This window comes from Kitasatospora sp. NPDC088134, assembly GCF_044741705.1.
GTDB lineage: Bacteria > Actinomycetota > Actinomycetes > Streptomycetales > Streptomycetaceae > Kitasatospora.
On the sequence record NZ_JBIUTD010000009.1, the window covers coordinates 47,661 to 69,520 of the forward strand.

Below are 21,860 nucleotides of genomic sequence, written 5' to 3' on the forward strand. Positions count from 1 at the left end.
CGTATATTCATGCTGGGCTTCAGGAGGGAATGCCATGGTATTGCGAGTTGCCGTCGCCGGTGCGAGCGGGTACGCGGGCGGTGAGGTGCTGCGGCTGCTGCAGGGGCACCCGGAGGTCGAGATCGGGGCGCTGACCGGCGGCTCGAACGCGGGGCAGCGCTTCGGCGGGCTGCAGCCGCACCTGATCGGGTTGGCCGACCGGGTGCTGGAGCCGACGAACCCGCAGACGCTGGCGGGGCACGACATCGTGTTCCTCGGCCTGCCGCACGGCCAGTCCGCCGGGATCGCCGCTCAGCTGGGCGAGGACGTCCTGGTGGTGGACCTGGGTGCCGACCACCGGCTGAGCTCCTCGGCCGACTGGGAGCAGTTCTACGGCTCCCCGCACGCCGGCACCTGGCCCTACGGCCTGCCCGAACTGCCGGGCCACCGGCAGGCGTTGAAGGGGGCGAAGCGGATCGCCGTGCCGGGCTGCTACCCGACCGCCGTCACGCTCGCCATGTACCCGATGTACGCGGCGGGCCTGGCCGAGCCGGAGGCCGTGATCACGGCCGCGTCCGGCACCTCGGGCGCCGGCAAGGCCGCCAAGGCGCACCTGCTGGGCAGCGAGGTGATGGGCTCGATGAGCCCGTACGGCGTCGGCGGCGGCCACCGGCACACCCCGGAGATGGCGCAGAACCTGACGCCGCTGGCGGGCGAGCCGGTCACCGTCTCGTTCACGCCCACCCTGGCGCCGATGCCGCGCGGCATCCTCGCCACCTGCTCGGCCAGGGCGAGGCCCGGCACCACGCAGGAGGGCCTCCGGGCCGCCTACGAACAGGCGTACGGCGACGAGAAGTTCGTCCAGCTGCTGCCCGCGGGGCAGTGGCCGCACACCTCCTCGGTCTACGGCTCGAACGCGGCCGTGCTGCAGGTGGTGCTGGACGAGCACGCCGGGCGGATCATCGCGATCTCCGCGATCGACAACCTGGTGAAGGGCACCGCGGGCGGCGCGGTGCAGAGCATGAACATCGCCCTCGGACTGCCCGAGGAGCTCGGCCTCCCGCTGAACGGAGTCGCACCGTGACGGACCCTCAGAACGCGAACCTCGGCGTCACGGCGGCGAAGGGCTTCCGCGCGGCGGGCGTCACCGCCGGGATCAAGGCGTCCGGCACCCCCGACCTCGCGCTGGTCGTCAACGACGGCCCGCGGCACGCCGCCGCCGGCGTGTTCACCTCCAACCGGGTGCACGCCGCGCCGGTCAAGTGGTCCCGGCAGGTGCTGAACGACGGCGAGTTGACCGCCGTGGTCCTCAACTCCGGTGGCGCCAACGCCTGCACCGGCCCCGAGGGCTTCCAGGACACCCACGCCACCGCCGAGAAGGTCGCCGCCGAGCTCGGCATCGGCGCGATCGAGGTCGCGGTCTGCTCCACCGGCCTGATCGGCGTCCGGCTGCCGATGGACAAGCTGCTGCCCGGCGTCGAACTCGCCGTCGCCGCCCTGTCGGAGACCGGCGGCGAGAGCGCCGCGATCGCCATCAAGACCACCGACACCGTGCACAAGACCGCCCAGGTCACCGCCCCCGCGGGCTGGACGGTCGGCGGCATGGCCAAGGGCGCGGGCATGCTCGCCCCCGGCCTGGCCACCATGCTCGTCGTGCTCACCACCGACGCCGACGTCGACTCCGCCGCCCTGGGCGCCGCGCTGCGCGACGCCACCCGCACCACCTTCGACCGGGTCGACTCCGACGGCTGCATGTCCACCAACGACACCGTGCTGCTGCTCGCCTCCGGCGCCTCCGAACTCGCCCCCGAACAGGGCGAGTTCGCCGAGGCGGTGCGCACCGTCTGCGCCGACCTGGCCCGGCAGCTGATCGGCGACGCCGAGGGCGCCTCCAAGGACATCCGGATCGACGTGGTGAACGCCGCCACCGAGGACGAGGCCGTCGACGTCGCCCGGACGATCTCCCGCAGCAACCTGCTCAAGTGCGCCATCCACGGCGAGGACCCGAACTGGGGCCGGGTGCTGTCCGCGATCGGCACCACCTCCGCCGCCTTCGACCCGGACACGCTCGACGTCGCCATCAACGGCGTCTGGGTGTGCCGCGACGGCGGCGTCGGCGAGGACCGCGACCTGGTCTCGATGAAGGGCCGCGAGGTGGTCATCACCGCCGACCTGAAGGCCGGTCCGGCCTCGGCCAGCATCTGGACCAACGACCTGACCGCCGAGTACGTGCACGAGAACAGCGCCTACTCCAGCTGACCCGAGGGGGGTCGTCCCACCGCCATGCAGATCGCACCCAAGGGCGAACAGGCCCGCAGCAACGCCGCCCTGCCCAAGGCCCGCACCCTGATCGAGGCGCTGCCCTGGCTGGAGCGCTTCCACGGCAAGACCGTGGTCATCAAGTTCGGCGGCAACGCCATGGTCGACGAGGACCTGAAGGCGGCCTTCGCCCAGGACGTGGTCTTCCTGCGCTACGCGGGCCTGCACCCCGTCGTGGTGCACGGCGGCGGCCCGCAGATCAGCGCCCAGCTGGAGAAGCTCGGCCTGGAGTCCTCGTTCACGGCCGGCCTGCGGGTCACCACCCCCGAGACCATGGACGTGGTCCGGATGGTGCTCGCCGGCCAGGTCCAGCGCGAACTGGTCGGCCTGCTCAACTCGCACGGCCCGTTCGCGGTCGGCCTGACCGGCGAGGACGCGCACACCCTGACCGCCGTCAAGCGCTACGCCGTGGTCGACGGCGAGCAGGTCGACATCGGCCTGGTCGGCGACATCGTCAACGTCGAGTCCGGCGCGGTGAAGGCGCTGATCGCCGACGGTCGGATCCCGGTGATCTCCTCGATCGCCCGCGGCGCCGACGGCCACGTCTACAACATCAACGCCGACACCGCCGCCTCGGCGATCGCCGTCGCGCTCGGCGCCGAGATGCTGGTGGTGCTGACCGACGTCGAGGGCCTGTACAAGGACTGGCCGCACTCCGACGACGTGATCAGCCAGCTGAACGCCGGCGAGCTGGAGGAGATGCTGCCCACCCTCGCCACCGGCATGCTCCCCAAGATGGAGGGCTGCCTGCGCGCCGTCCGCTCCGGCGTGGGCACCGCCCGCGTCCTGGACGGCCGGGTCCAGCACAGCCTGCTGCTGGAGATCTTCACCGACGAGGGCATCGGCACCATGGTCGTGCCCGACGACGAGACCACCGTACTGGGGGGCCTGGCATGAGCAACGAAGCCATCATCGAGCGGTACGAGCACACGCTGATGCACAACTACGGCACGCCGCGGATCCCGCTGGTCCGCGGCGAGGGCTCGCTGGTCTGGGACGCCGACGGCAAGCAGTACCTCGACCTGGTCGGCGGCATCGCCGTCAACGCGCTGGGCACCGCCCACCCCGCCATCGTCGAGGCCGTCACGCAGCAGATCACCACTCTGGGCCACGTCTCCAACCTGTTCACGGCCGAGCCTACGATCCGGCTCGCCGAGCGGCTGGTCGAACTGGCCGGCCGCCCCGGCCGGGTGTTCTTCTGCAACTCCGGCGCCGAGGCCAACGAAGCCGCCTTCAAGATCTCCCGGCTGACCGGCCGCACCCACCTGGTCTCGCTCCAGGGGGCCTTCCACGGCCGCACCATGGGCGCCCTCGCACTCACCGCGCAGCCCGCCAAGCAGGACCCGTTCAAGCCGCTGCCCGGCGACGTCACGTACGTCCCGTTCGGCGACGTCGAGGCGCTGCGGGCCGCCGTCACCACCGACACCGCCGCAGTCTTCCTGGAGCCGATCCAGGGCGAGAACGGCGCGATCCCGCTGCCCGACGGCTACCTGCGGGCCGCCCGCGAGATCACCCGCGCCACCGGCACCCTGCTGGTCCTGGACGAGATCCAGACCGGCATCGGCCGCACCGGCCACTGGTACGCCCACCAGGCCGAGGAGGGCGTCGACCCGGACGTCGTCACCCTCGCCAAGGGCCTCGGCGGCGGCCTGCCGATCGGCGCCGTGCTCGCCTTCGGCGAGGCCGCCGACCTGCTCGGCCCCGGCCAGCACGGCACCACCTTCGGCGGCAACCCGGTGGTCGCCGCGGCCGGCCTCGCCGTGCTGCGCACCATCGAGGAGCAGGGCCTGCTGGAGCACGCCGCCAAGCTCGGCGAGCGGCTGCGGGCCGGCGTCGAGGCGATCGGCGACCCGCTGGTCGACCACGTCCGGGGCAGGGGCCTGCTGCTCGGCATCGTGCTCACCGCCCCCGTCGCCGCCCAGGTGCAGGCCGCCGCGCAGCAGGCCGGCTTCCTGGTGAACGCCGCCGTCGCGGACGCCGTCCGGCTGGTCCCGCCGCTGGTCCTCACCGAGGAGCAGGCCGACGCGTTCCTGGCCGCGCTGCCCGCGATCCTCCGAACGGTCCGCGAAGCCGCCCCCGGCGCGAACAGCTGAGCGCCTTTCAGGAGAATCTTCTGTTATGACCGACTCCCGCCCCGAGCCCGCCGCCGCCGGCCCCACGCCGCAGGTCCCGCAGACCCGCACCGCGCGCCACCGGCGGATCGTGGACCTGTTGACCCGTCAGCCCGTCCGCTCGCAGAGCCAGCTCGCCAAGCTGCTCGCCGACGACGGGCTGGTGGTCACCCAGGCCACCCTCTCCCGGGACCTCGACGAGCTCGGCGCGGTGAAGATCCGCAACCGGGACGGCGCGCTCATCTACGCCGTCCCGGCCGAGGGCGGGGACCGCACCCCGCGCGCCCCGATGGGCGAGTCCGCCAGCGAGGCCCGGATGGCCCGGCTGGCGGGCGAGCTGATGGTCTCCGCCACCGCCTCCGGCAACCTGGTGGTGCTGCGCACCCCGCCCGGCGCGGCCCAGTTCCTGGCCTCCGCGATCGACACCGCCGAGGTGTTCGAGATCCTCGGCACCATCGCCGGCGACGACACCGTGCTGCTGATCAGCCGGGACGCGGCGGGCGGGCAGGCGCTGGCCGACCACCTGATGCAACTCGCCCAGGCCAAGTCGCAGTAGCCTCCGGCACCTTTCAAACCCGGTGTGCGGTACTGGTTTGTGAACTCATACGCGGTGGTGCATACTTATGCCTAACGCCGCATGGAACCTTGTTCGTGAATGGAGATAGCCGTGACCGATCGCGTCGTACTCGCCTACTCGGGCGGTCTGGACACGTCCGTCTGCATCGGCTGGATCGCCGAGGAGACCGGCGCCGAGGTCATCGCCGTCGCCGTCGACGTCGGCCAGGGCGGCGAGGACCTGGACGCGATCCGCCAGCGCGCCCTGGACTGCGGCGCCGTCGAGGCCGAGGTCGCCGACGCCCGCACCGAGTTCGCCGACGAGTACTGCCTGCCGGCCCTCAAGGCCAACGCCCTCTACCAGGGCCAGTACCCGCTGGTCTCGGCGCTCTCCCGCCCGGCGATCGTCAAGCACCTGGTCGCCGCCGCGCAGAAGCACGGCGCCACCACCGTCGCCCACGGCTGCACCGGCAAGGGCAACGACCAGGTCCGCTTCGAGGTCGGCATCCAGTCGCTCGCCCCCAACCTGAAGTGCATCGCCCCGGTCCGCGACTACGCGATGACCCGCGACAAGGCGATCGCCTTCGCCGAGGCCAAGAACCTCCCGATCGTCACCACCAAGAAGAACCCGTACTCGATCGACCAGAACGTCTTCGGCCGCGCCGTCGAGACCGGCTTCCTGGAAGACATCTGGAACGCCCCGATCGAGGACGTCTACGAGTACACCCAGGACCCCGCCACCCCGCGCGAGGCCGACGAGGTGGTCATCACCTTCGACGCCGGCGTCCCGGTCGCCATCGACGGCCGCAAGGTGACGGTGCTCCAGGCCATCGAGGAGCTCAACAAGCGCGCCGGCGCCCAGGGCGTCGGCCGGCTCGACATGGTCGAGGACCGCCTGGTCGGCATCAAGTCCCGCGAGATCTACGAGGCCCCCGGCGCGATCGCCCTGATCACCGCCCACCAGGCCCTGGAGAACGTCACCGTCGAGCGCGAACTCGCCCGCTACAAGCGGCAGGTCGAGCAGCGCTGGGCCGAACTGGTCTACGACGGCCTGTGGTTCTCCCCGCTCAAGCGCGCCCTGGACGGCTTCGTCAACGAGGCCAACCAGCACGTCTCCGGCGAGATCCGGATGGTCCTGCACGGCGGCCGCGCCGTCGTCAACGGCCGCAAGTCGGACCAGTCGCTGTACGACTTCAACCTCGCCACCTACGACACCGGCGACACCTTCGACCAGTCCATGTCCAAGGGCTTCATCGAGATCTTCGGCATGTCCTCGAAGATCGCCGCCCGCCGCGACCTGGCCTGATCCACCGTCAGAATCCGCCCCGGCCGCACCCCGCGGCCGGGGCACCGCCACAGCCCCCGAAGGAGCCCACGCGATGACCGCCGAACAGCCCGCAGACGTCCGACTCTGGGGCGCGCGCTTCGCCGACGGCCCCTCCGAGGCCCTGGCCAAGCTCTCCGCCTCCGTCCACTTCGACTGGCGGCTCGCCCCCTACGACATCGCCGGCTCCAAGGCCCACGCGCGGGTGCTGCACAAGGCCGGGCTGCTCGACGAGGCCGAACTCGACGCCATGCTGGCCGGGTTGGACCAGCTGCTGGCCGACGTCGAGTCCGGCGCGTTCGTCGGCACCGTCGCCGACGAGGACGTGCACACCGCGCTGGAGCGCGGCCTGCTGGAGCGCCTCGGCGCCGACCTCGGCGGCAAGCTCCGGGCCGGACGCTCGCGCAACGACCAGATCGCCACCCTGTTCCGGATGTACCTGCGCGACCACGCCAGGACCATCGGCGCGCTGGTCCTCGACCTCCAGCACGCCCTGGTCGGCCTCGCCGAGGCCCACCCGGACACCGCGATGCCCGGCCGCACCCACCTCCAGCACGCCCAGCCCGTGCTGTTCGCCCACCACGTCCTCGCCCACGTCCAGGCCCTCGGCCGGGACGCCGAGCGGCTGCGCCAGTGGGACACCCGCACCGCCGTCTCCCCGTACGGCTCCGGCGCGCTGGCCGGCTCCTCGCTCGGCCTCGACCCGGAGGCCGTCGCCGCCGAACTCGGCTTCGAGCGCGGCTCGGTGGGCAATTCCATCGACGGCACCGCCTCCCGCGACTTCGTCGCCGAGTTCGCCTTCGTCACCGCGATGATCGGCATCAACCTCTCGCGGATCGCGGAGGAGATCATCATCTGGAACACCAAGGAGTTCGGCTTCATCACGCTGCACGACGCCTTCTCCACCGGGTCGTCGATCATGCCGCAGAAGAAGAACCCCGACATCGCCGAGCTCGCCCGCGGCAAGTCCGGCCGCCTGATCGGCAACCTGACCGGCCTGCTCGCCACCCTCAAGGCCCTGCCGCTCGCCTACAACCGCGACCTCCAGGAGGACAAGGAGCCGGTCTTCGACTCCTGCGACACCCTGGAGGTCCTGCTCCCCGCCTTCACCGGCATGATCGCCACCCTGACCGTCCACCGCGAGCGCCTCGAAGAACTCGCCCCGGCCGGCTTCTCGCTCGCCACCGACATCGCCGAATGGCTGGTCAAGCAGGGCGTCCCGTTCCGGGTCGCGCACGAGGTGGCCGGCGCCTGCGTCAAGGTCTGCGAGGCCGAGGGCATCGAACTCGCCGACCTGACGGACCAGCAGTTCGCCGCCATCTCCCCCCACCTCACCCCGGACGTCCGCACCGTCCTCTCCGTGCACGGCGCCATCGCCTCCCGCAACGGCCGCGGCGGCACCGCCCCGTCCGCCGTCGCCGTCCAGCTCGCCGAGATCAAGGCCGACCTGGCCGCCCAGCAGGACTGGCTGGCCTGAACCGCCCCTCGGTGCGTCAACCCTTCGCCGCACGGCGCGGGTTGACGCACCGCCGGCTCGCTACCATCGAATCCGGGCGGCGAGCACGGGGGAGCGGTGGAACACGAGAACCTGCACATCACGGCGAGCGGTGACGGCAGCGTCGCCGCCCAGCGGATCGGCGAGGTGCACGTCCACCCTCCGGGCCGCCGGCCCGCACCCTGGCCGCACCTGGTCGGCGCGGTCCCGCTGCGCGCCGACGACTACCGCACCCGCACCGAGACCGCCCGACTGGCCGCCGCGCTCGCCGCCGGCGGCGCCGTCCTCACCGGACTCCCCGGCTCCGGCAAGACCCAGCTCGCCGCCGAACACGCCCGCTCCGGCCTCCAGGACGGCACCCTCGACGCGGTGGTCTGGATCACCGCCACCGGCGCCGCCGCCGTCACCGACGGCTACACCCGGGCCGGAGTCGAACTGCTCGGCGCCGAACGGGCCGACGCCGCCGCCGAGTTCCGCGCCTGGCTGGTCCCGCGCCGACAGGAACGCCCGTGCCGCTGGCTGATCGTCCTGGACGACGTCACCGACCCCAACGACCTGCGCGGACTGCTCCCGCCGCCCCACCCGCACGGGCGGACCCTGATCACCACCCGGCTGCGCGACGCCGCCCTGACCGCCTCGCACCGCCCCGGCGTCGAGATCGGCCCCTTCACCCCGGACGAGGCCGCCGACCAGCTCGCCCGCGCCCTGGCCCGGCACCACCGGGTCGAACCCGCCGAGCAGCTGCGGGCCCTTGCGGCCGAACTCGGGCACCTGCCGCTCGCGCTCTCCCAGGCCGCGGTGTACCTCGTCCAGGAACACCTCGGCGCCGCCGCCTACCGCGAACGCCTCGCCGCCCGGGCCGACCTGGCGCCGTACTACCTGCCCGACGACCAGCCGCACACCGTCGCCGCCGCCCTCGCCCTCGCCGTGGAACGCGCCACCGGCCCGGCCCGCGAACTGCTCCTGCTGGCCGCCCTGCTCGACCCCAACGGCATCCCCGACACCGTCCTGACGGCCCGTCCGGTCCTCGACCACCTCGGCACCGACCAGGTCGACCGGGCCGCCCACGCCGTACGGACCCTGCACCGCCTCGGCCTGGTCCGGCACAGCCCCGAGACCCCGCACCAGGCCGTCCGGGTCCACCAGCTCGTCCAGCACGCCGCGCGCGCCCTCGCGGAGCCCGGCGCGCACGCCCGGGTCGCCGCCGACGCGCTGCTCGCCGACTGGCCGGCGGTCGAGACCGACCCCGTGCACGCCCAGGCCCTGCGGGCCTCCACCACCGCCCTGATCGGCCACGCCGAACCGGCCCTCTACCGGGACGGCGCCCACCCGCTGCTGCTGCGCCAAGGCATCAGCACCGTTCGGGCCGAGCAACGGGCCGACGCCCGCGCCCACTTCGTCCGGTACGCCGAGACCGCGCACCGCCTGCTCGGCCCCGAGCACCGGGACACCCTGAACGCCCGCTACTACCGGGAGATCTGGGCCGGGCCCGGCCGCATCGACGCCACCGAGCTCGCCGCCGTCCTGGCGGACCAGACCCGCCTCCTCGGCGCCGACCACCGCGACACCCTCAGGACCCGCGCCATCCTGGTCGACCTGCGCACGTCCGTGGACCCGACCCGGCAGCTGGAGGACCTGCTGGGCCTGCTCACGGCGCAGATCGACGCCTTCGGCCACGCGGACCGCGACGGGCTCGACACCCTGCGCAGGATCGCGGCCCTGCTCGACGGGGCCCCCTTCCTCCGGGCCGAGCTGATCGAGGTCGTGCGCGAGCTGCTGGCCTACTGGGAGGAGGACCTGGGCGCCGACGACCCCGAGGTCCGTGCCGTCCGCGAGGCGCTGGACCGGCTCGGGGGCGGCACGGAGCGGGACTCGGCCGCGGACGCCGACCTCGCCGAGCTGACCGAGGTGCTGCGGGCCCAGGAGCAGCGGTTCGGCCCCGGCGACCGCTCCGCCCTGCGGACCCGCCGGTCGATCGTCCTGGTGCTGGTGCGCTCCGGCCGCTACCCGCAGGCCCTGGACGCCATCGCCCGGCTGCTCGCCGACGAGACGGCGGCCCTCGGACCGGACCACGTGGACTCCTTCGACACCCACCTGCTGCATTCCTTCTGCGTCGAGCTCCAGGAGGGCCCGGACGCCGGCCGCGCCGTGCTGGAGGGCCTGCTGCCGCGCCTGCGGCGGGTGTTCGGCCCGGACCACCCCCGGACCTTCGAGACCCGCCGGACGATCGGCGGGTCGATCGGTGACGCGGGGCGCCGGGGGGAGGCGGTCGCCGCCCTCGCGGAACTGCTCCTCGACCTGCTCCCGGCGCTCGGCCCCGACCACCCGGTCACCGCGCAGACGTTCGCCGACCTCGCCGCGCAGCACGAGGCGATCGGCGACCTGCGGGAGTGGGCGGCCCGGGCGGCGGCGGAGGGCGACCCGGCCCGGGCGGCGGCGGAACTCGCCGCGCTGCGCGGCGCCGAGGGCGACCCGGCGGTGCCGCGGGCCGCGCTGGCGGCCGTGCTCGGCGCGCTCACCGAGTCGCTCGGGCCCGACCACGCCCTGCTGGCCGAAGTCCGCGAGCACCTGGAGTTCTGGCGCGCCGATTGCTGAACCGCTTCCTACGCTGGACGTATGGCGGAAGCGGCCGTGGCGCTGGCAGAGGGGTTCCGGGGGGAGATCCTGGTGCCCGGGGACCCGGGGTACGACGGGGCGCGGCGGGTGTGGAACGCGGCGGTGGACCGGCGGCCGGAGGTGATCGCCCGGTGCACCGGGGCCGCGGACGTGCTGCGGGCGGTGCTGGTGGCGCGGGAGCACGGGCTGGTGGCGGCGGTGCGGGGCGCGGGGCACGGCCTCGCCGGGCTGGGGACGTGCGAGGGCGGGATGCTGATCGACCTGTCGGGGATGCGCGGGGTCCGGGTGGACCCGGAGCGCCGGACCGCCAGGGCGCAGCCGGGGGTGACCTGGGGCCTGTTCGACCACGAGACGCAGGCCTTCGAGCTGGCGACGCCCGGCGCGCCGTACTCGGCGGCCGGGATCGCGGGCACCACGCTCGGCGGGGGAGTCGGCTGGCTGGCCCGGGCGTACGGCCTGACCTGCGACAACCTGGTCGAGGCGGACGTGGTGACGGCCGAGGGGCGGCTGCTGGTGGCGAGCGCGTCGGCGCACCCGGAGCTGTTCCGGGGCCTGCGCGGCGGCGGCGGCAACTTCGGGGTGGTCACCTCGTTCACGTACCGGCTGCACCGGGTGGGCCCGCACGTGCTGTGCGGGGCGGTGTACCTGCCGGTGGAGCGGCTGGTGCCGACGGTGGCGGCGGTGCGGGACTTCATGGCGCAGGCCCCGGACGGGCTGACGGCGGCCATCGAGTTCGGCCCGCCGCGCGGGGTGCCGGGCCTGCCGGCCCGGACGGCGTTGCGGGTCGGGATGTGCTGGTCGGGCCGCGCGGACCGGGGCCGGGAGGCGCTCGCCCCGCTGCGCGCGCTGCCGGGGGTGCTGCTGGACACCGTGCAGACCCGCCCGTACACCCGCTGGCAGCGGATGCTGGACGAGGGCCGGGGCCCGGGCGCGGGCAACTACGGGCGCTCGGAGTTCCTGTCGGTGCTGGACGGGGCGGCGATCGACTGCCTGGCGGAGCGGGTCGCGGCGCTGCCCGGCCCGGGCGCGCAGCTCCAACTGGCGTTCCTGGGCGGCGCGGTGGCCCGGGTGGGGCCGGAGGACACGGCGTACGCGTACCGCTCGGCGCCGTACCTGCTGAGCGCGTCCGGGCGGTGGACGGACGGCCCGGCGGAGCCCCAGGTGGCGTGGGTGCGGGAGTGCTGGGAGGCGATGCGGCGGTTCTCCTCGGGCGGGGCGTACGTCAACCTGATGGGGCAGGAGGGCCCGGCCCGGGTGGTGGAGGCGTACGGGCTGCCGATGTACGAGCGGCTGGTGGCGCTGAAGGACCGCTACGATCCGACGAACCTGTTCCGGGTCAACCAGAACATCCGCCCGAGCGGGTGACGCCGCCACCCGCCCGGGCGTGACGCTCGCCACGTCGGGGCGTCCGGAAGGTTGAGGGCGGCTGTCGTGTGGGTAGAGCGGTGGCGAACGTCTCTCTTGACGGTCGCCCGGCCGCCCGGATACTGAGCGTGAGCGCGCGTCAGCCCCGGTGTACCGGACCACCGTCCGGCGGGGCGTGTCGCGCTTTTCCCGGGCCGGGCCGATCCCCGTCCGGGCACACCTCGGACAGGAACCGGTGCCGGACCCTCACTCGTGCGCGCCGGGCACTTAACGATGGAGGCCCCCGCACATGGGCATGAGTGTGATCATCGCAGCGGCGCGACCGGAGGAGGCGGAGCAGGTCCTCAAGCTCCAGTACCTCGGGTACCAGAGCGAGGCGGAGCTGTACGGCGACTGGACGCTGGAGCCGCTGACCCAGACCCTGGAGAGCCTGCGGGCCGAGTTCGCCGAGCACCGGGTGCTGGTCGCCCGCCTCGGCGACGAGGTGGTGGGCAGCGTCCGCGGCTGGGTGGACGAGAACGGCGTCGGCCGGATCGGCCGACTGGTGGTGCACCCCCGGATGCAGCGGCACGGCCTGGGCCGCCGCCTGCTGGAGGCGCTGGAGGCGCAGCTGGCCGAGGACGGCGCCAGCGGCGGCTTCGAACTGTTCACCGGCCACCGCAGCCTGGGCAACCTGCGGCTCTACCGCAAGCTCGGCTACCGCGAGACCGAGGTGCGCGAGGTCTCCCGCCGGTTGTCGATCGTGACGCTGGCGAAGCCGGTGGCGGCCTCGCTGGCCGCCTGAACCGCTGCCACCCACCTTCCACGCACCGCCGCGGCGCCCGACTCGAACGAGGGGTCGGGCGCCGCCGTGCTTGTGCCGCAAGGGCCGTGTCCGCATGCCGGACGCCAAGTCCTGAAAACTGGGACGTGGACCAATTGTCTGATTTACTGGGTTCCATGACCACGACGACGACATGCATCCCCACCGGCGCGACGCCGGCAGGTGAGTCGCGCATGTGCGGCCGTCGAATGTGTTGCCGCTGAGGGCCTCCGCCCAGCGCCTGCTGACCCACCGTCCGCTGATGACTCGTCAGGGCTAGGCCCGCGAGCGGACCGCCCGTCCGGCGGTCATGATCGACACGACGGCAGCACCCCCGATCCCCTCCCGGCACCCCCGCGTGCCCCTCCCGCCATTGGCGCGGACGCCCCCACGGCCGTCCGCCGACGAACTACGGAAGCAGCTGTGATCACCACCAAGGGCCTGACCAAGGTCTACCGCTCCCGGGACCGCGAGGTCCGGGCGCTGGACGACGTGGACCTGCACGTACGGCAGGGCGAGGTGTTCGGGGTCGTCGGCACCAGCGGCGCCGGCAAGTCCACCCTGATCCGGTGCGTCAACCTGCTGGAGCGACCCACCGCCGGCACCGTCACCGTCGACGGCGTCGAACTGACCGCGCTGCCCGGCAGCGAGGAACGGGCCGGCCGCGAACTGCGGGCCGCCCGGCAGCGGATCGGCATGGTCTTCCAGCACTTCAACCTGCTGTCCTCGCGCACCGTCCGGCAGAACGTCGAACTCCCGCTGGAGATCATCGGCCTGGACCGGCACGACCGCCGCCGCAAGGCCGCCGAACTGCTCGACCTGGTCGGCCTCGCCGACAAGGCCCGCAGCTACCCGAGCCAGCTCTCCGGCGGCCAGAAGCAGCGCGTCGGCATCGCCCGCGCCCTGGCCGGCGATCCCAAGGTGCTGCTCTCCGACGAGGCCACCAGCGCCCTCGACCCGGAGACCACCCGCTCCATCCTCGAACTGCTCCGCGACCTCAACCGGCAGCTCGGCCTGACCGTCCTGCTGATCACCCACGAGATGGACGTCATCAAGTCGGTCTGCGACTCCGCCGCCCTGATGCGCGGCGGCCGGGTGGTGGAGACCGGGCAGCTCACCGACCTGCTCGCGGACGGCCACTCGCGGATCGCCCGCGACCTGTTCCCGCTCGGCGCCTTCGGCACCGCCGGCCCCGACCGCACCGTCCTGGAGATCACCTTCCAGGGCGACGCCCCCGCGCAGCCGTTCGTCTCCCAGCTCGCCCGCACCTACCAGATCGACATCAACATCCTCGGCGCGGCCGTCGAGACCATCGCCGGCCGCCTGGTCGGCCGGATGCGGGTCGCCCTGCCCGGCAGCCACACCGACAACGTGGTGCCGATCGGCTACCTGCGCCAGCAGGGGCTCCAGGTGGACGTGCTCGACCAGTCGAACGGAGCGGCCGCATGACCTGGGACCAGATGCAGGAACTGATGTGGCCCGCCACCTGGGAGACCCTCGGCATGGTCGGCATCGCCGGCCTGATCGCCCTGGTGATCGGCCTGCCGATCGGGCTGCTGCTGGTCCTCACCGACAAGGGCGGACTGCTGCAGAACCTCGCGGTCGCCCGGGTGCTCGGCGCGATCGTCAACCTCGGCCGCTCCGTCCCGTTCGTGATCCTGATGGTCGCGCTGCTCCCGGTCACCCGGGCGGTCGCGGGCACCACGCTCGGCTGGCAGGCCGCCAGCGTCCCGCTGGCGATCGGCGCGATCCCGTTCTACGCCCGGCTGGTGGAGACCTCCGTCCGCGAGGTCGACGGCGGGCTGATCGAGGCGCTCAAGTCGATGGGCGCCGGCACCGGCACCATCGTCCGCAAGACCCTGCTGCCCGAGGCGCTGCCCTCGCTGGTCGCCTCCGCCACCACCACGGTGATCGCGTTGATCGGCTACTCCGCGATGGCCGGCACCGTCGGCGGCGGCGGGCTCGGCGACCTCGCCATCCGCTACGGCTACCAGCGCTTCGAGACCGCCTTCATGTGGGTCATCGTCGCCGAACTCGTGGTCATCGTCACCGCGATCCAGCTGCTGGGTGACTTCGCCGCCCGCCGGCTCTCGCACCGCGGCGACTACCGCAGCCCGCTCGCCTTCTTCCGCTCCGCCCACGCGAAGCCGAAGGACACCGAGGAAGACCTGCTCTCCTCCCACTGACCCCCGCCCCGCACCCCGGGACGGGCCCCGGCCCCACCAGGGCCGTTCGCACCCCGCAGAAAGGCACTTTTCGTGCGTAACGTTCTGAAGACCACCGCCCTGACCGCCACCGCCGCCGGCCTCGCGCTCACCCTCGCGGCCTGCTCCTCCGGCTCCTCGGACTCCGGCGCCTCCGCCGACCCGAACAAGGCCCTGGTGGTCGCCGCCAGCCCCACCCCGCACGGCCAGATCCTCAAGTACGTGAAGGACAACCTGGCGGACAAGGCCGGCCTCAAGCTGGACATCAAGGAGGTCAGCGACTACGTGACCCCCAACACCTCGGTCCAGGACGGCTCCGCGGACGCGAACTACTTCCAGCACCAGCCCTACCTGGACGACTTCAACAAGAAGAACGGCACGAACATCGTGTCGGTCGAGACCGTCCACCTGGAGCCGCTCGGCGTCTACTCCAAGAAGGTCAAGTCCGTCGCCGAGCTCAAGGACGGCGCCCAGATCGCCGTCCCCAGCGACGCCACCAACGAGGGCCGGGCGCTCAAGCTGCTCGCCGACAACAACGTCATCACCCTCAAGGGCGGCGCCGGCACCACCGCCACCGTCCAGGACATCACCGGCAACCCGAAGAACCTCAAGTTCAAGGAGCTGGAGGCGGCCCAGCTGCCGCGCTCCCTCGACGACGTCGACGCCGCCGTCATCAACGGCAACTACGCCCTCGGCGCCAACCTCAAGCCCGCCACCGACGCGCTGGTGCTGGAGAAGGCCGAGGGCAACCCCTACGCCAACATCCTCGCCGTCAAGAAGGGCCACCAGGACGACCCGCGGGTCAAGAAGCTCGCCGAGCTGCTGCACTCGCCCGAGGTCAAGAAGTACATCCAGGACAACTTCCAGGGCGCCGTCATCCCCGCGTTCTGACACCCGCTCAGCATCCGCGCCGCCCCCGGCCTCCCCGCCGGGGGCACCGCGCTGACGGGGCGTGAGGCCGCGAGCGGGTACGCTGGCACGCCCGACGGAGGGACGGGGCGTACGGTGTGTCCACGACCCGGCGAGGAGAGACGGCATGGTTGCGAACTTCCCCGAGACAGCCATCAGCACCGAACGGCTGCTGCTGCGCGCCCTTGAGGAGCCGGACGCCCCCGCGCTGACCGCGATGCTCGCCGACGAGCTGGTCCAGACCTGGACCGGCCACCCCCGGCCCTACACCCCCGCCACCGCCCGGGACCTGATCACCCGTCAGGCCCCCGAGCGGCGCGCCCGCGGTCGCGGAATCGTTTTCGCCGTCACCGAACACCTCACCCAGCGCCTGGTCGGCCTGCTCGAACTCGACCGCACCGACTGGCACCTGCGCGCCACCGAGGTCCGCTTCGTCACCGCCCCCTGGGCCCGCGGCGAGGGCTACGCCCCCGAGGCCGTCCTCGCCACCGCCCAGTGGCTGTTCGAGGACCGCGGCTTCCAACGCCTCGAACTGCGCACCGCCGCCGGCAACACCGCCGCCCAGCAGGTCGCCCAGAAGACCGGCGCGATCAGCGAGGGCGTGCTGCGCAACGCCGCCATAGTCCGCGGCGGCGAGTGGGGCCCCGGCCCCGAGGAGCACACCGACCTGATCGTCTGGAGCCTGCTCCCCGAGGACCTCGACCCGCCCGACCCCCGGCACCCCGCCGACCACTACCCCGCGCTGCGCCACTGACCCGCGCTGCGCCACTGACCCGCGCCGCGCCACCGACCCGGCCGGGCACCGCCCGCGCCGCACCTCCGCACCACCCCGGCCACGCGGTAGCCTCTGCCCGGGGACCCGCCGCACGGCGGCAACTCCCCCTCCAGGGGCGGAACACGGCGTAGGGAGAACAGCCGCAGATGGCTGACCGGATCACGGTCGTCGGGTGGGACGGCACCCCCTTGACCCAGGCCGCCGCCGGCGCGCTCGCCGGAGCCACCCTGGTCGCCGGAGCGGGCTACCAGCTCGCCGCCCTCCCCGTCCCCGAACGCGCCGAACGGATCGGCCTCGCCGACCTGCCCGCCGCCGCCCGCCGGCTCGCCGAGCACCGCGGCACCGCCGTCGTCGTCGCCGAGGGCGACCCCGGCTTCTTCGGCGTCGTGCGCACCCTGCGCCGCCCCGAGTACGGCCTCGAACTCGAAGTGCTGCCCGCCGTCTCCTCGGTGGCCACCGCCTTCGCCCGGGCCGGGATGGCCTGGGAGGACGCCCAGGTGGTCTCCGCCCACGGCGGCCGCCTGCGCCGCGCCGCCAACGTCTGCCGCGCCCACCCCAAGGTCGCCGTCCTCACCACCGCCGACGCCGGGCCCAGCGAACTCGCCCTGATGCTGCGCGGCGTCCCCCGCACCTTCGTGGTCTGCGAGGCCCTGGGCACCCCCGAGGAGGACGTCACCGTCCTCACCTCCGAACGCGTCCCCGACCACGACTGGCGCGACCCCTCCGTCGTCCTGGTCATCGGCAACGTCCCGCCCGCCGAGGCCGCCGCCGGCTGGCTGGCCGGCCGACCGCTCGACCACCCCGGCGCCCAGCGCGGCTGGGCGCTCCCCAACCGGGCGTACGCCGGGGCGGACGCCGACACCCGGCGCCCCCGCGCACTCCCGCCGCACGTCCGCGCGCTCGCCCTGGCCCGGCTCGCCCCCACCGCCGGCGACCTGCTGTGGACGCTCGGCGCCGGCGACGGCGCGCTCGCCGTCGAGGCCGCCCGGTTCGGCGCCGCCGTCGTCGCCGTCGAGGCCGAACCCGCCGACTGCGCCCGGATCGCCGCCAACGCCCGCCGGGCCGGCGTCGAGATCGAGACCGCCGCCGGCAGCGGACCCGAAGTCCTCGGCGCCCTCCCCGAACCCGACGCCGTCGCCGTCGAGCACGGCGGCCCCGCCCTGGTCCGCGCCGTCGCCGCCCGCAAGCCCGAACGCGTCGTCGCCGTCGCCCGCAGCCTCGCCGAGGCCGCCGAGACCCGGCAGGCCCTGGACGCCGCCGGCTACCGCACCGACGGCCTGCTGCTGCAGTCCGCCCCGCTGCGCGCCGAACCGGGAAGCGGAGCCGGACCGTCCTTCGGCCGGGGCGACTACACCCTGCTGATCTGGGGCGAACCCCACGACTGACCACCCGCTGGACGGCTCGACCCGCTGTCCGACCCCGCGGGTACGGTGATCCCCGTCGCATCCGGACAGGGTTTCGAGAACGGCCCTCCCCGGGCCGGTAGGGTTCTGCCCGGGGCCCGCCCGTCGAAGCGGCACCGTGTCCGATCCGGCCCGGTTGCCACCCATTTGACGGGTTGCCACCCGTACGGCCCGGTTCGCGGGCATTCGACGCGGTGCGCACCGGCCCGGAAGAATGCCGTGAGGGTCCGAAGCGGCCGCGCCGTCGTGCCGGTTTCTCGGGGCTGTCGTTGTTTCTGATGGTGCGCCACCCGTGCGGGTGACGGCCGATGGAGTAAGGGGGACGGGTCGGTGCGGGCCCGCCCCGGCGAAGTGGCGGAGCCCCAGGGACCCGCCGAGGACGCGCAAGCGCCCTGGAAGGAGCATTGACATGACCGACGGCGGACACGCCCCCAGCGCCGGTCCCCTCGCGCCCGAACCCGGGCCCGGCGGACCTGTCCCGGAGCACCACCTCGGCGCGCCCCTTCCGCCCGCGGCCGGCCCCGGCTGGCACGGCGAACAGCGCCCCGCCTACACCTTCCTCGACCAGCCCGACGGCGAGGAGGAGGACGACGAACTGCTGATGCCCGCCCCCCAGACCGCCTGGGGCGACGCCGTGCACGGCGTCGTCGAGGCCGCCGAGCAGCAGCCCGCGGGCACCCCCGTCGCGCCGTCCTGGCCCCCGCTCGCCCCGCCCGTGGCCGCCGCCCCGCAGCCCGGGGCGGAGCCGCCCGTCGCGCCGGACGCCCCGGTTGCTCCGGTCGCGCCGGTCACCCCGGTGGTCGAGGCCGGGCCCGCCGTGCCGGTCGAGGCCGCGGCCCCGGCCGCACCGGTCGTCCCGGTGGTCGAGGCCGTGCCGGTCGCGCCGGTCGAGGCCGTCGCCGCGCCGGAGGCGCCCGGCACCCTGCACCTCGCCGCCGGTCCGCAGCCGGTGCCCCCGCAGCCGCGCCGCCCGCTGCACGCCGGTCCGCCGATCCCCGACCCCTCGCTGATGACCGGTCACGTCCCGGTCCGCTCGCTCGCCGACCGCGGCCCGTCCACCCCCGGCGGCACCCCCGCCTTCGGGGTGCCCGTGCTCCCCGCCGAAACGGTGCAGCAGGTGCAGCAGCAGGGGCCGGTGGCGGCCCCGCAGCCCGTGCCGGCGCCCGTCGCCGTGGCGCCCACCGTGCTGGTGCCCGCGCCCGTCCAGCCGCACGTGGTCGAGGCCGCCGCCGCGACCGCCGAGCCGGTCGCTCCCGAGGCGCCGGCCGTCGAGCCCGAGCCGGTGGCCGAGGCCCCCGCCGCGGCCGCCCCGGTGGAGGCGCCCGCCGCCGTCGAGCGCGTTGCGCCGGTCGCGGCCCCGGTGGCCGTCCCGCTGGTGCCGGTCTTCGTCGAGCCGGTGGAGGCGCCCGCCGCCGTCGCCGCGCCCGCGCCCGTGGCCGTGGTTGTTGAGCAGCCCGCTGCCGTCGGCGCGCCGGTGGAGGCCCCGGCCGAGGCCGTCGCCGGGCCCGGGGCGGAGGCCGCTCCCGCCACCGGAACTGACGCCCCGTCGGACGCGCAGCCCGAGGCCCCCGCGCAGCCCGAGGCCGTACCGGTCGAGCAGGCCGCGCCGGTCGCCGCGCAGCCCGAGGCCGTGCCGACCGCCGCCGAACCGGTGGCCGCCGAGCCCGCCGCCGAGCAGCCCGCCCCCGCCAAGTCGGGTGGCCGTGGCGCGCACCGCCGGATCTCCGCGTTCCTCGCCGCGCCCGCCGGCCTGCCGCTGCTGGAGGCCGAGCCGGTCGCCGCCGAGGCCGTCGAGCCGGTCGCCGAGCAGCCCGCGGTCGCGCCCGAGGCGCCGGCCGTCGAGCCCGCTGCCGGGACCGCCGAGGCCGTCGAACCCACCGAGGCCGTCGAGTCCGTGGAGACGGCCGCGCCGGTGGTCGAGCAGCAGCCGGTCGACGCCCCCGAGGCCGTCCGGACCTCCGAGGTCGCCGCCGTCGAGCCGGTGACCGGGGAGCAGGCGGCGGCGGACGTCGCCGAGGCCGCCGTGCCCGTTGCGGTCGCGGAGGCGCCCGAAGCCCTTGAGGCCGTCGAAGCCACGGAAACCCCCGAGGCCGTCGAGGCCCCCGCCGACACCGTCGAGGTCGCCGAAGCCCCCGAGCCCGCCGAGTCGGCCGAGTCGGCCGAGGAGGAGCGCGCGCCCGCCGCCCCCGGTTACGACGAGGCCGGGCGGGAGGCCGTCCACCAGGTGATCCGGGAGCGGCGCGACGTCCGCAACGGGTTCCGGTCGGACGCGATCCCGCACGAGGTGCTGATCCGGGTGCTGGAGGCCGCGCACACCGCGCCCAGCGTCGGCTACTCGCAGCCCTGGGACTTCGTGGTGATCCGCTCCGCGAAGACCCGCCGGAAGATCCACGAACTGGCGGAGCGCCAGCGCGAGGCGTTCGCCGACTCGCTGCCCAAGGGCCGGGCGAAGCAGTTCAAGGAAATCAAGATCGAGGCGATCCTGGAGACGCCGGTCAACATCGTGGTGACCGCCGACCGCACCCGCGGCGGCCGGCACACCCTGGGCCGGCACACCCAGCCGCAGATGGCCCCGTACTCGGCCGCGCTCGCCGTCGAGAACCTCTGGCTGGCCGCCCGCGCCGAGGGCCTGGGCGTCGGCTGGGTGAGCTTCTTCGACGAGGAGGAGCTGGTCCGCGAACTCGGCCTGCCCGAGCACCTGGAGGTCGTCGCCTACCTGTGCGTCGGCTACGTGGACGCCTTCCCGGACGAGCCCGAGCTGCAGCAGCAGGGCTGGGCGAAGAAGCGCCCGCTGTCCTGGGTGGTGCACGAGGAGCAGTACGGCAACCGCGCGCTGCCCGGCGAGGAGCCGCACGACCTGCTCTCCGACACCCTGCGCGGCATCCGCCCGCTGGACGCCAAGGCGCTCGGCGAGGCCTGGGACCGGCAGAAGCGGATGACCAAGCCCGCCGGTTCGCTCGGCGTCCTCGAACTGATCGCCGCCCAGCTGTCCGGCCTGGCCCGGAAGTGCCCGCCGCCGATCCCGGAGCCCGGCTGCGTGGCGATCTTCGCCGGAGACCACGGCGTGCACGCCCAGGGCGTCACCCCGTGGCCGCAGGAGGTCACCGCCCAGATGGTCGGCAACTTCCTGGCCGGGGGAGCGGTGGTCAACGCCTTCGCCGCCCAGATCGGCACCGAGGTGTGCGTGGTCGACGTCGGCGTCGCCGCCGAACTGCCCGACGCCATCCAGCAGGGCCGCACCACCGGCCTGCTGCCGCGCAAGGTCAAGCCCGGCACCGACGACATGACGCAGGGCCCGGCGATGAGCCGGGACGAGGCGCTGCGCGCGATCGAGGTCGGCATCGAGACCGCCCGCGACCTGGTCGCGGCCGGCAACAAGGTGCTGATCACCGGCGACATGGGCATCGCCAACACCACCGCCTCGGCGGCGCTGATCGCGGTGTTCACCGGCACCGACCCGGTCGAGGTCACCGGCCGCGGCACCGGCATCGACGACGAGACCCACGCCCGCAAGGTCGAGGTGGTCCGGCAGGCGCTGGAGCTGCACAAGCCCGACCCGGCCGACCCGATCGGCGTGCTGTCCGCCGTCGGCGGCCTGGAGCACGCCGCGATCGCCGGCTTCCTGCTCGGCGCCGCCTCGCTGCGCACCCCGGTCATCCTGGACGGCGTCATCGCCGGCTCGGCCGCGCTGGTCGCCAAGGCCATCGCCCCCGAGGTGCTGGCCGCCTGCATCGCCGGGCACCGCTCCGCCGAGCCCGGCCACCAGGCCGCCCTCGCCAAGCTCGGCCTGCGCCCGCTGATCGACCTCGACCTGCGCCTCGGCGAGGGCACCGGCGCCCTGCTGGCCCTCCCGCTGGTGCAGAGCGCGGCCCGGGCGATGCACGATGTAGCCACCTTCGACTCCGCCGGAGTCACCGAGAAGGCCTGACCCGCCACCGGCGTCCGGCCGCCCCCGCGTGCGCACGGGGGCGGCCGCCCCGCCGGACCGCACCGGCTCACGGCC

The 21,860-nt window shown here is 74.3% G+C and carries 16 protein-coding genes; all 16 read left to right on the plus strand.

Features of this window, described 5'->3' with window-relative positions:
- Nucleotides 1-34 precede the first annotated feature (34 nt).
- The 16 genes from argC to cobT all read left to right on the plus strand — a co-directional run bounded on the left by argC (nt 35) and on the right by cobT (nt 21,785).
- Complete coding sequence (gene argC / locus ACIOHG_RS16615) at nt 35-1,063, plus strand: N-acetyl-gamma-glutamyl-phosphate reductase (RefSeq protein ID WP_400950722.1); 1,029 nt, start codon at nt 35-37, stop codon at nt 1,061-1,063.
- Nucleotides 1,060-2,238 carry a bifunctional glutamate N-acetyltransferase/amino-acid acetyltransferase ArgJ gene (gene argJ, locus ACIOHG_RS16620; RefSeq protein WP_400950723.1) on the plus strand — a complete coding sequence of 393 codons (1,179 nt, stop codon included), beginning with the start codon at nt 1,060-1,062 and terminating at the stop codon, nt 2,236-2,238. The genes argC and argJ overlap by 4 nt, the downstream gene beginning before the upstream one ends.
- Before the next feature lie 24 nt (nt 2,239-2,262).
- Entirely contained in the window at nt 2,263-3,195 is a 933-nt protein-coding gene (gene argB / locus ACIOHG_RS16625; RefSeq protein ID WP_400950725.1) for an acetylglutamate kinase, read from the plus strand.
- Nucleotides 3,192-4,391: an acetylornithine transaminase gene (locus ACIOHG_RS16630; RefSeq protein ID WP_400950727.1), complete on the plus strand. Its 1,200-nt coding sequence runs from the start codon at nt 3,192-3,194 to the stop codon at nt 4,389-4,391. Before argB ends, ACIOHG_RS16630 begins: the two co-directional genes overlap by 4 nt.
- 25 nt (nt 4,392-4,416) lie before the next feature.
- Complete coding sequence (locus tag ACIOHG_RS16635) at nt 4,417-4,965, plus strand: arginine repressor (protein WP_400709964.1); 549 nt, start codon at nt 4,417-4,419, stop codon at nt 4,963-4,965.
- 111 nt (nt 4,966-5,076) lie between these two features.
- Entirely contained in the window at nt 5,077-6,270 is a 1,194-nt protein-coding gene (locus tag ACIOHG_RS16640; RefSeq protein WP_400950730.1) for an argininosuccinate synthase, read from the plus strand.
- Nucleotides 6,271-6,343: 73 nt separating this feature from the next.
- Nucleotides 6,344-7,765 (plus strand): argininosuccinate lyase, encoded by a 1,422-nt coding sequence (gene argH, locus ACIOHG_RS16645; protein ID WP_400950732.1) that lies wholly within the window; start codon nt 6,344-6,346, stop codon nt 7,763-7,765.
- Between the two features lie 96 nt (nt 7,766-7,861).
- Nucleotides 7,862-10,378 (plus strand): NB-ARC domain-containing protein, encoded by a 2,517-nt coding sequence (locus ACIOHG_RS16650; RefSeq protein ID WP_400950734.1) that lies wholly within the window; start codon nt 7,862-7,864, stop codon nt 10,376-10,378.
- A 21-nt stretch (nt 10,379-10,399) separates the two neighbouring features.
- Nucleotides 10,400-11,764 (plus strand): FAD-binding oxidoreductase, encoded by a 1,365-nt coding sequence (locus ACIOHG_RS16655; protein ID WP_400950735.1) that lies wholly within the window; start codon nt 10,400-10,402, stop codon nt 11,762-11,764.
- Between the two features lie 289 nt (nt 11,765-12,053).
- The gene (locus ACIOHG_RS16660; protein ID WP_400950738.1) at nt 12,054-12,548 is read left to right on the plus strand and encodes a GNAT family N-acetyltransferase; all 495 of its coding nucleotides are present in this window, start codon (nt 12,054-12,056) and stop codon (nt 12,546-12,548) included.
- Nucleotides 12,549-12,989: 441 nt separating this feature from the next.
- Nucleotides 12,990-14,015, plus strand: a complete 1,026-nt coding sequence (locus ACIOHG_RS16665; RefSeq protein ID WP_400950741.1) for a methionine ABC transporter ATP-binding protein — start codon at nt 12,990-12,992, stop codon at nt 14,013-14,015.
- Nucleotides 14,012-14,752 carry a methionine ABC transporter permease gene (locus tag ACIOHG_RS16670; RefSeq protein ID WP_400950744.1) on the plus strand — a complete coding sequence of 247 codons (741 nt, stop codon included), beginning with the start codon at nt 14,012-14,014 and terminating at the stop codon, nt 14,750-14,752. The genes ACIOHG_RS16665 and ACIOHG_RS16670 overlap by 4 nt, the downstream gene beginning before the upstream one ends.
- 72 nt (nt 14,753-14,824) lie before the next feature.
- A complete protein-coding gene (locus tag ACIOHG_RS16675; RefSeq protein ID WP_400950747.1) occupies nt 14,825-15,661 on the plus strand; it encodes a MetQ/NlpA family ABC transporter substrate-binding protein in 837 nt (278 codons plus the stop codon).
- Between the two features lie 145 nt (nt 15,662-15,806).
- Nucleotides 15,807-16,433, plus strand: coding sequence for a GNAT family N-acetyltransferase (locus ACIOHG_RS16680; RefSeq protein WP_400950749.1), 627 nt, complete (start codon nt 15,807-15,809; stop codon nt 16,431-16,433).
- A gap of 167 nt (nt 16,434-16,600) precedes the next feature.
- Entirely contained in the window at nt 16,601-17,839 is a 1,239-nt protein-coding gene (gene cbiE, locus ACIOHG_RS16685; protein WP_400950752.1) for a precorrin-6y C5,15-methyltransferase (decarboxylating) subunit CbiE, read from the plus strand.
- A gap of 427 nt (nt 17,840-18,266) precedes the next feature.
- Nucleotides 18,267-21,785 (plus strand): nicotinate-nucleotide--dimethylbenzimidazole phosphoribosyltransferase, encoded by a 3,519-nt coding sequence (gene cobT, locus ACIOHG_RS16690; RefSeq protein ID WP_400950753.1) that lies wholly within the window; start codon nt 18,267-18,269, stop codon nt 21,783-21,785.
- Nucleotides 21,786-21,860: the final 75 nt, after the last annotated feature.

Bases quoted from the DNA above. Each gene is read 5' to 3' on its own strand.
- argC (WP_400950722.1), top strand. From the start codon at position 35: ATGGTATTGCGAGTTGCCGTCGCCGGTGCGAGCGGGTACGCGGGCGGT.
- argB (WP_400950725.1), top strand. From the start codon at position 2,263: ATGCAGATCGCACCCAAGGGCGAACAGGCCCGCAGCAACGCCGCCCTG.
- ACIOHG_RS16630 (WP_400950727.1), top strand. From the start codon at position 3,192: ATGAGCAACGAAGCCATCATCGAGCGGTACGAGCACACGCTGATGCAC.
- ACIOHG_RS16635 (WP_400709964.1), top strand. From the start codon at position 4,417: ATGACCGACTCCCGCCCCGAGCCCGCCGCCGCCGGCCCCACGCCGCAG.
- argH (WP_400950732.1), top strand. From the start codon at position 6,344: ATGACCGCCGAACAGCCCGCAGACGTCCGACTCTGGGGCGCGCGCTTC.
- ACIOHG_RS16655 (WP_400950735.1), top strand. From the start codon at position 10,400: ATGGCGGAAGCGGCCGTGGCGCTGGCAGAGGGGTTCCGGGGGGAGATC.
- ACIOHG_RS16660 (WP_400950738.1), top strand. From the start codon at position 12,054: ATGGGCATGAGTGTGATCATCGCAGCGGCGCGACCGGAGGAGGCGGAG.
- ACIOHG_RS16670 (WP_400950744.1), top strand. From the start codon at position 14,012: ATGACCTGGGACCAGATGCAGGAACTGATGTGGCCCGCCACCTGGGAG.
- ACIOHG_RS16680 (WP_400950749.1), top strand. From the start codon at position 15,807: ATGGTTGCGAACTTCCCCGAGACAGCCATCAGCACCGAACGGCTGCTG.
- cbiE (WP_400950752.1), top strand. From the start codon at position 16,601: ATGGCTGACCGGATCACGGTCGTCGGGTGGGACGGCACCCCCTTGACC.
- cobT (WP_400950753.1), top strand. From the start codon at position 18,267: ATGACCGACGGCGGACACGCCCCCAGCGCCGGTCCCCTCGCGCCCGAA.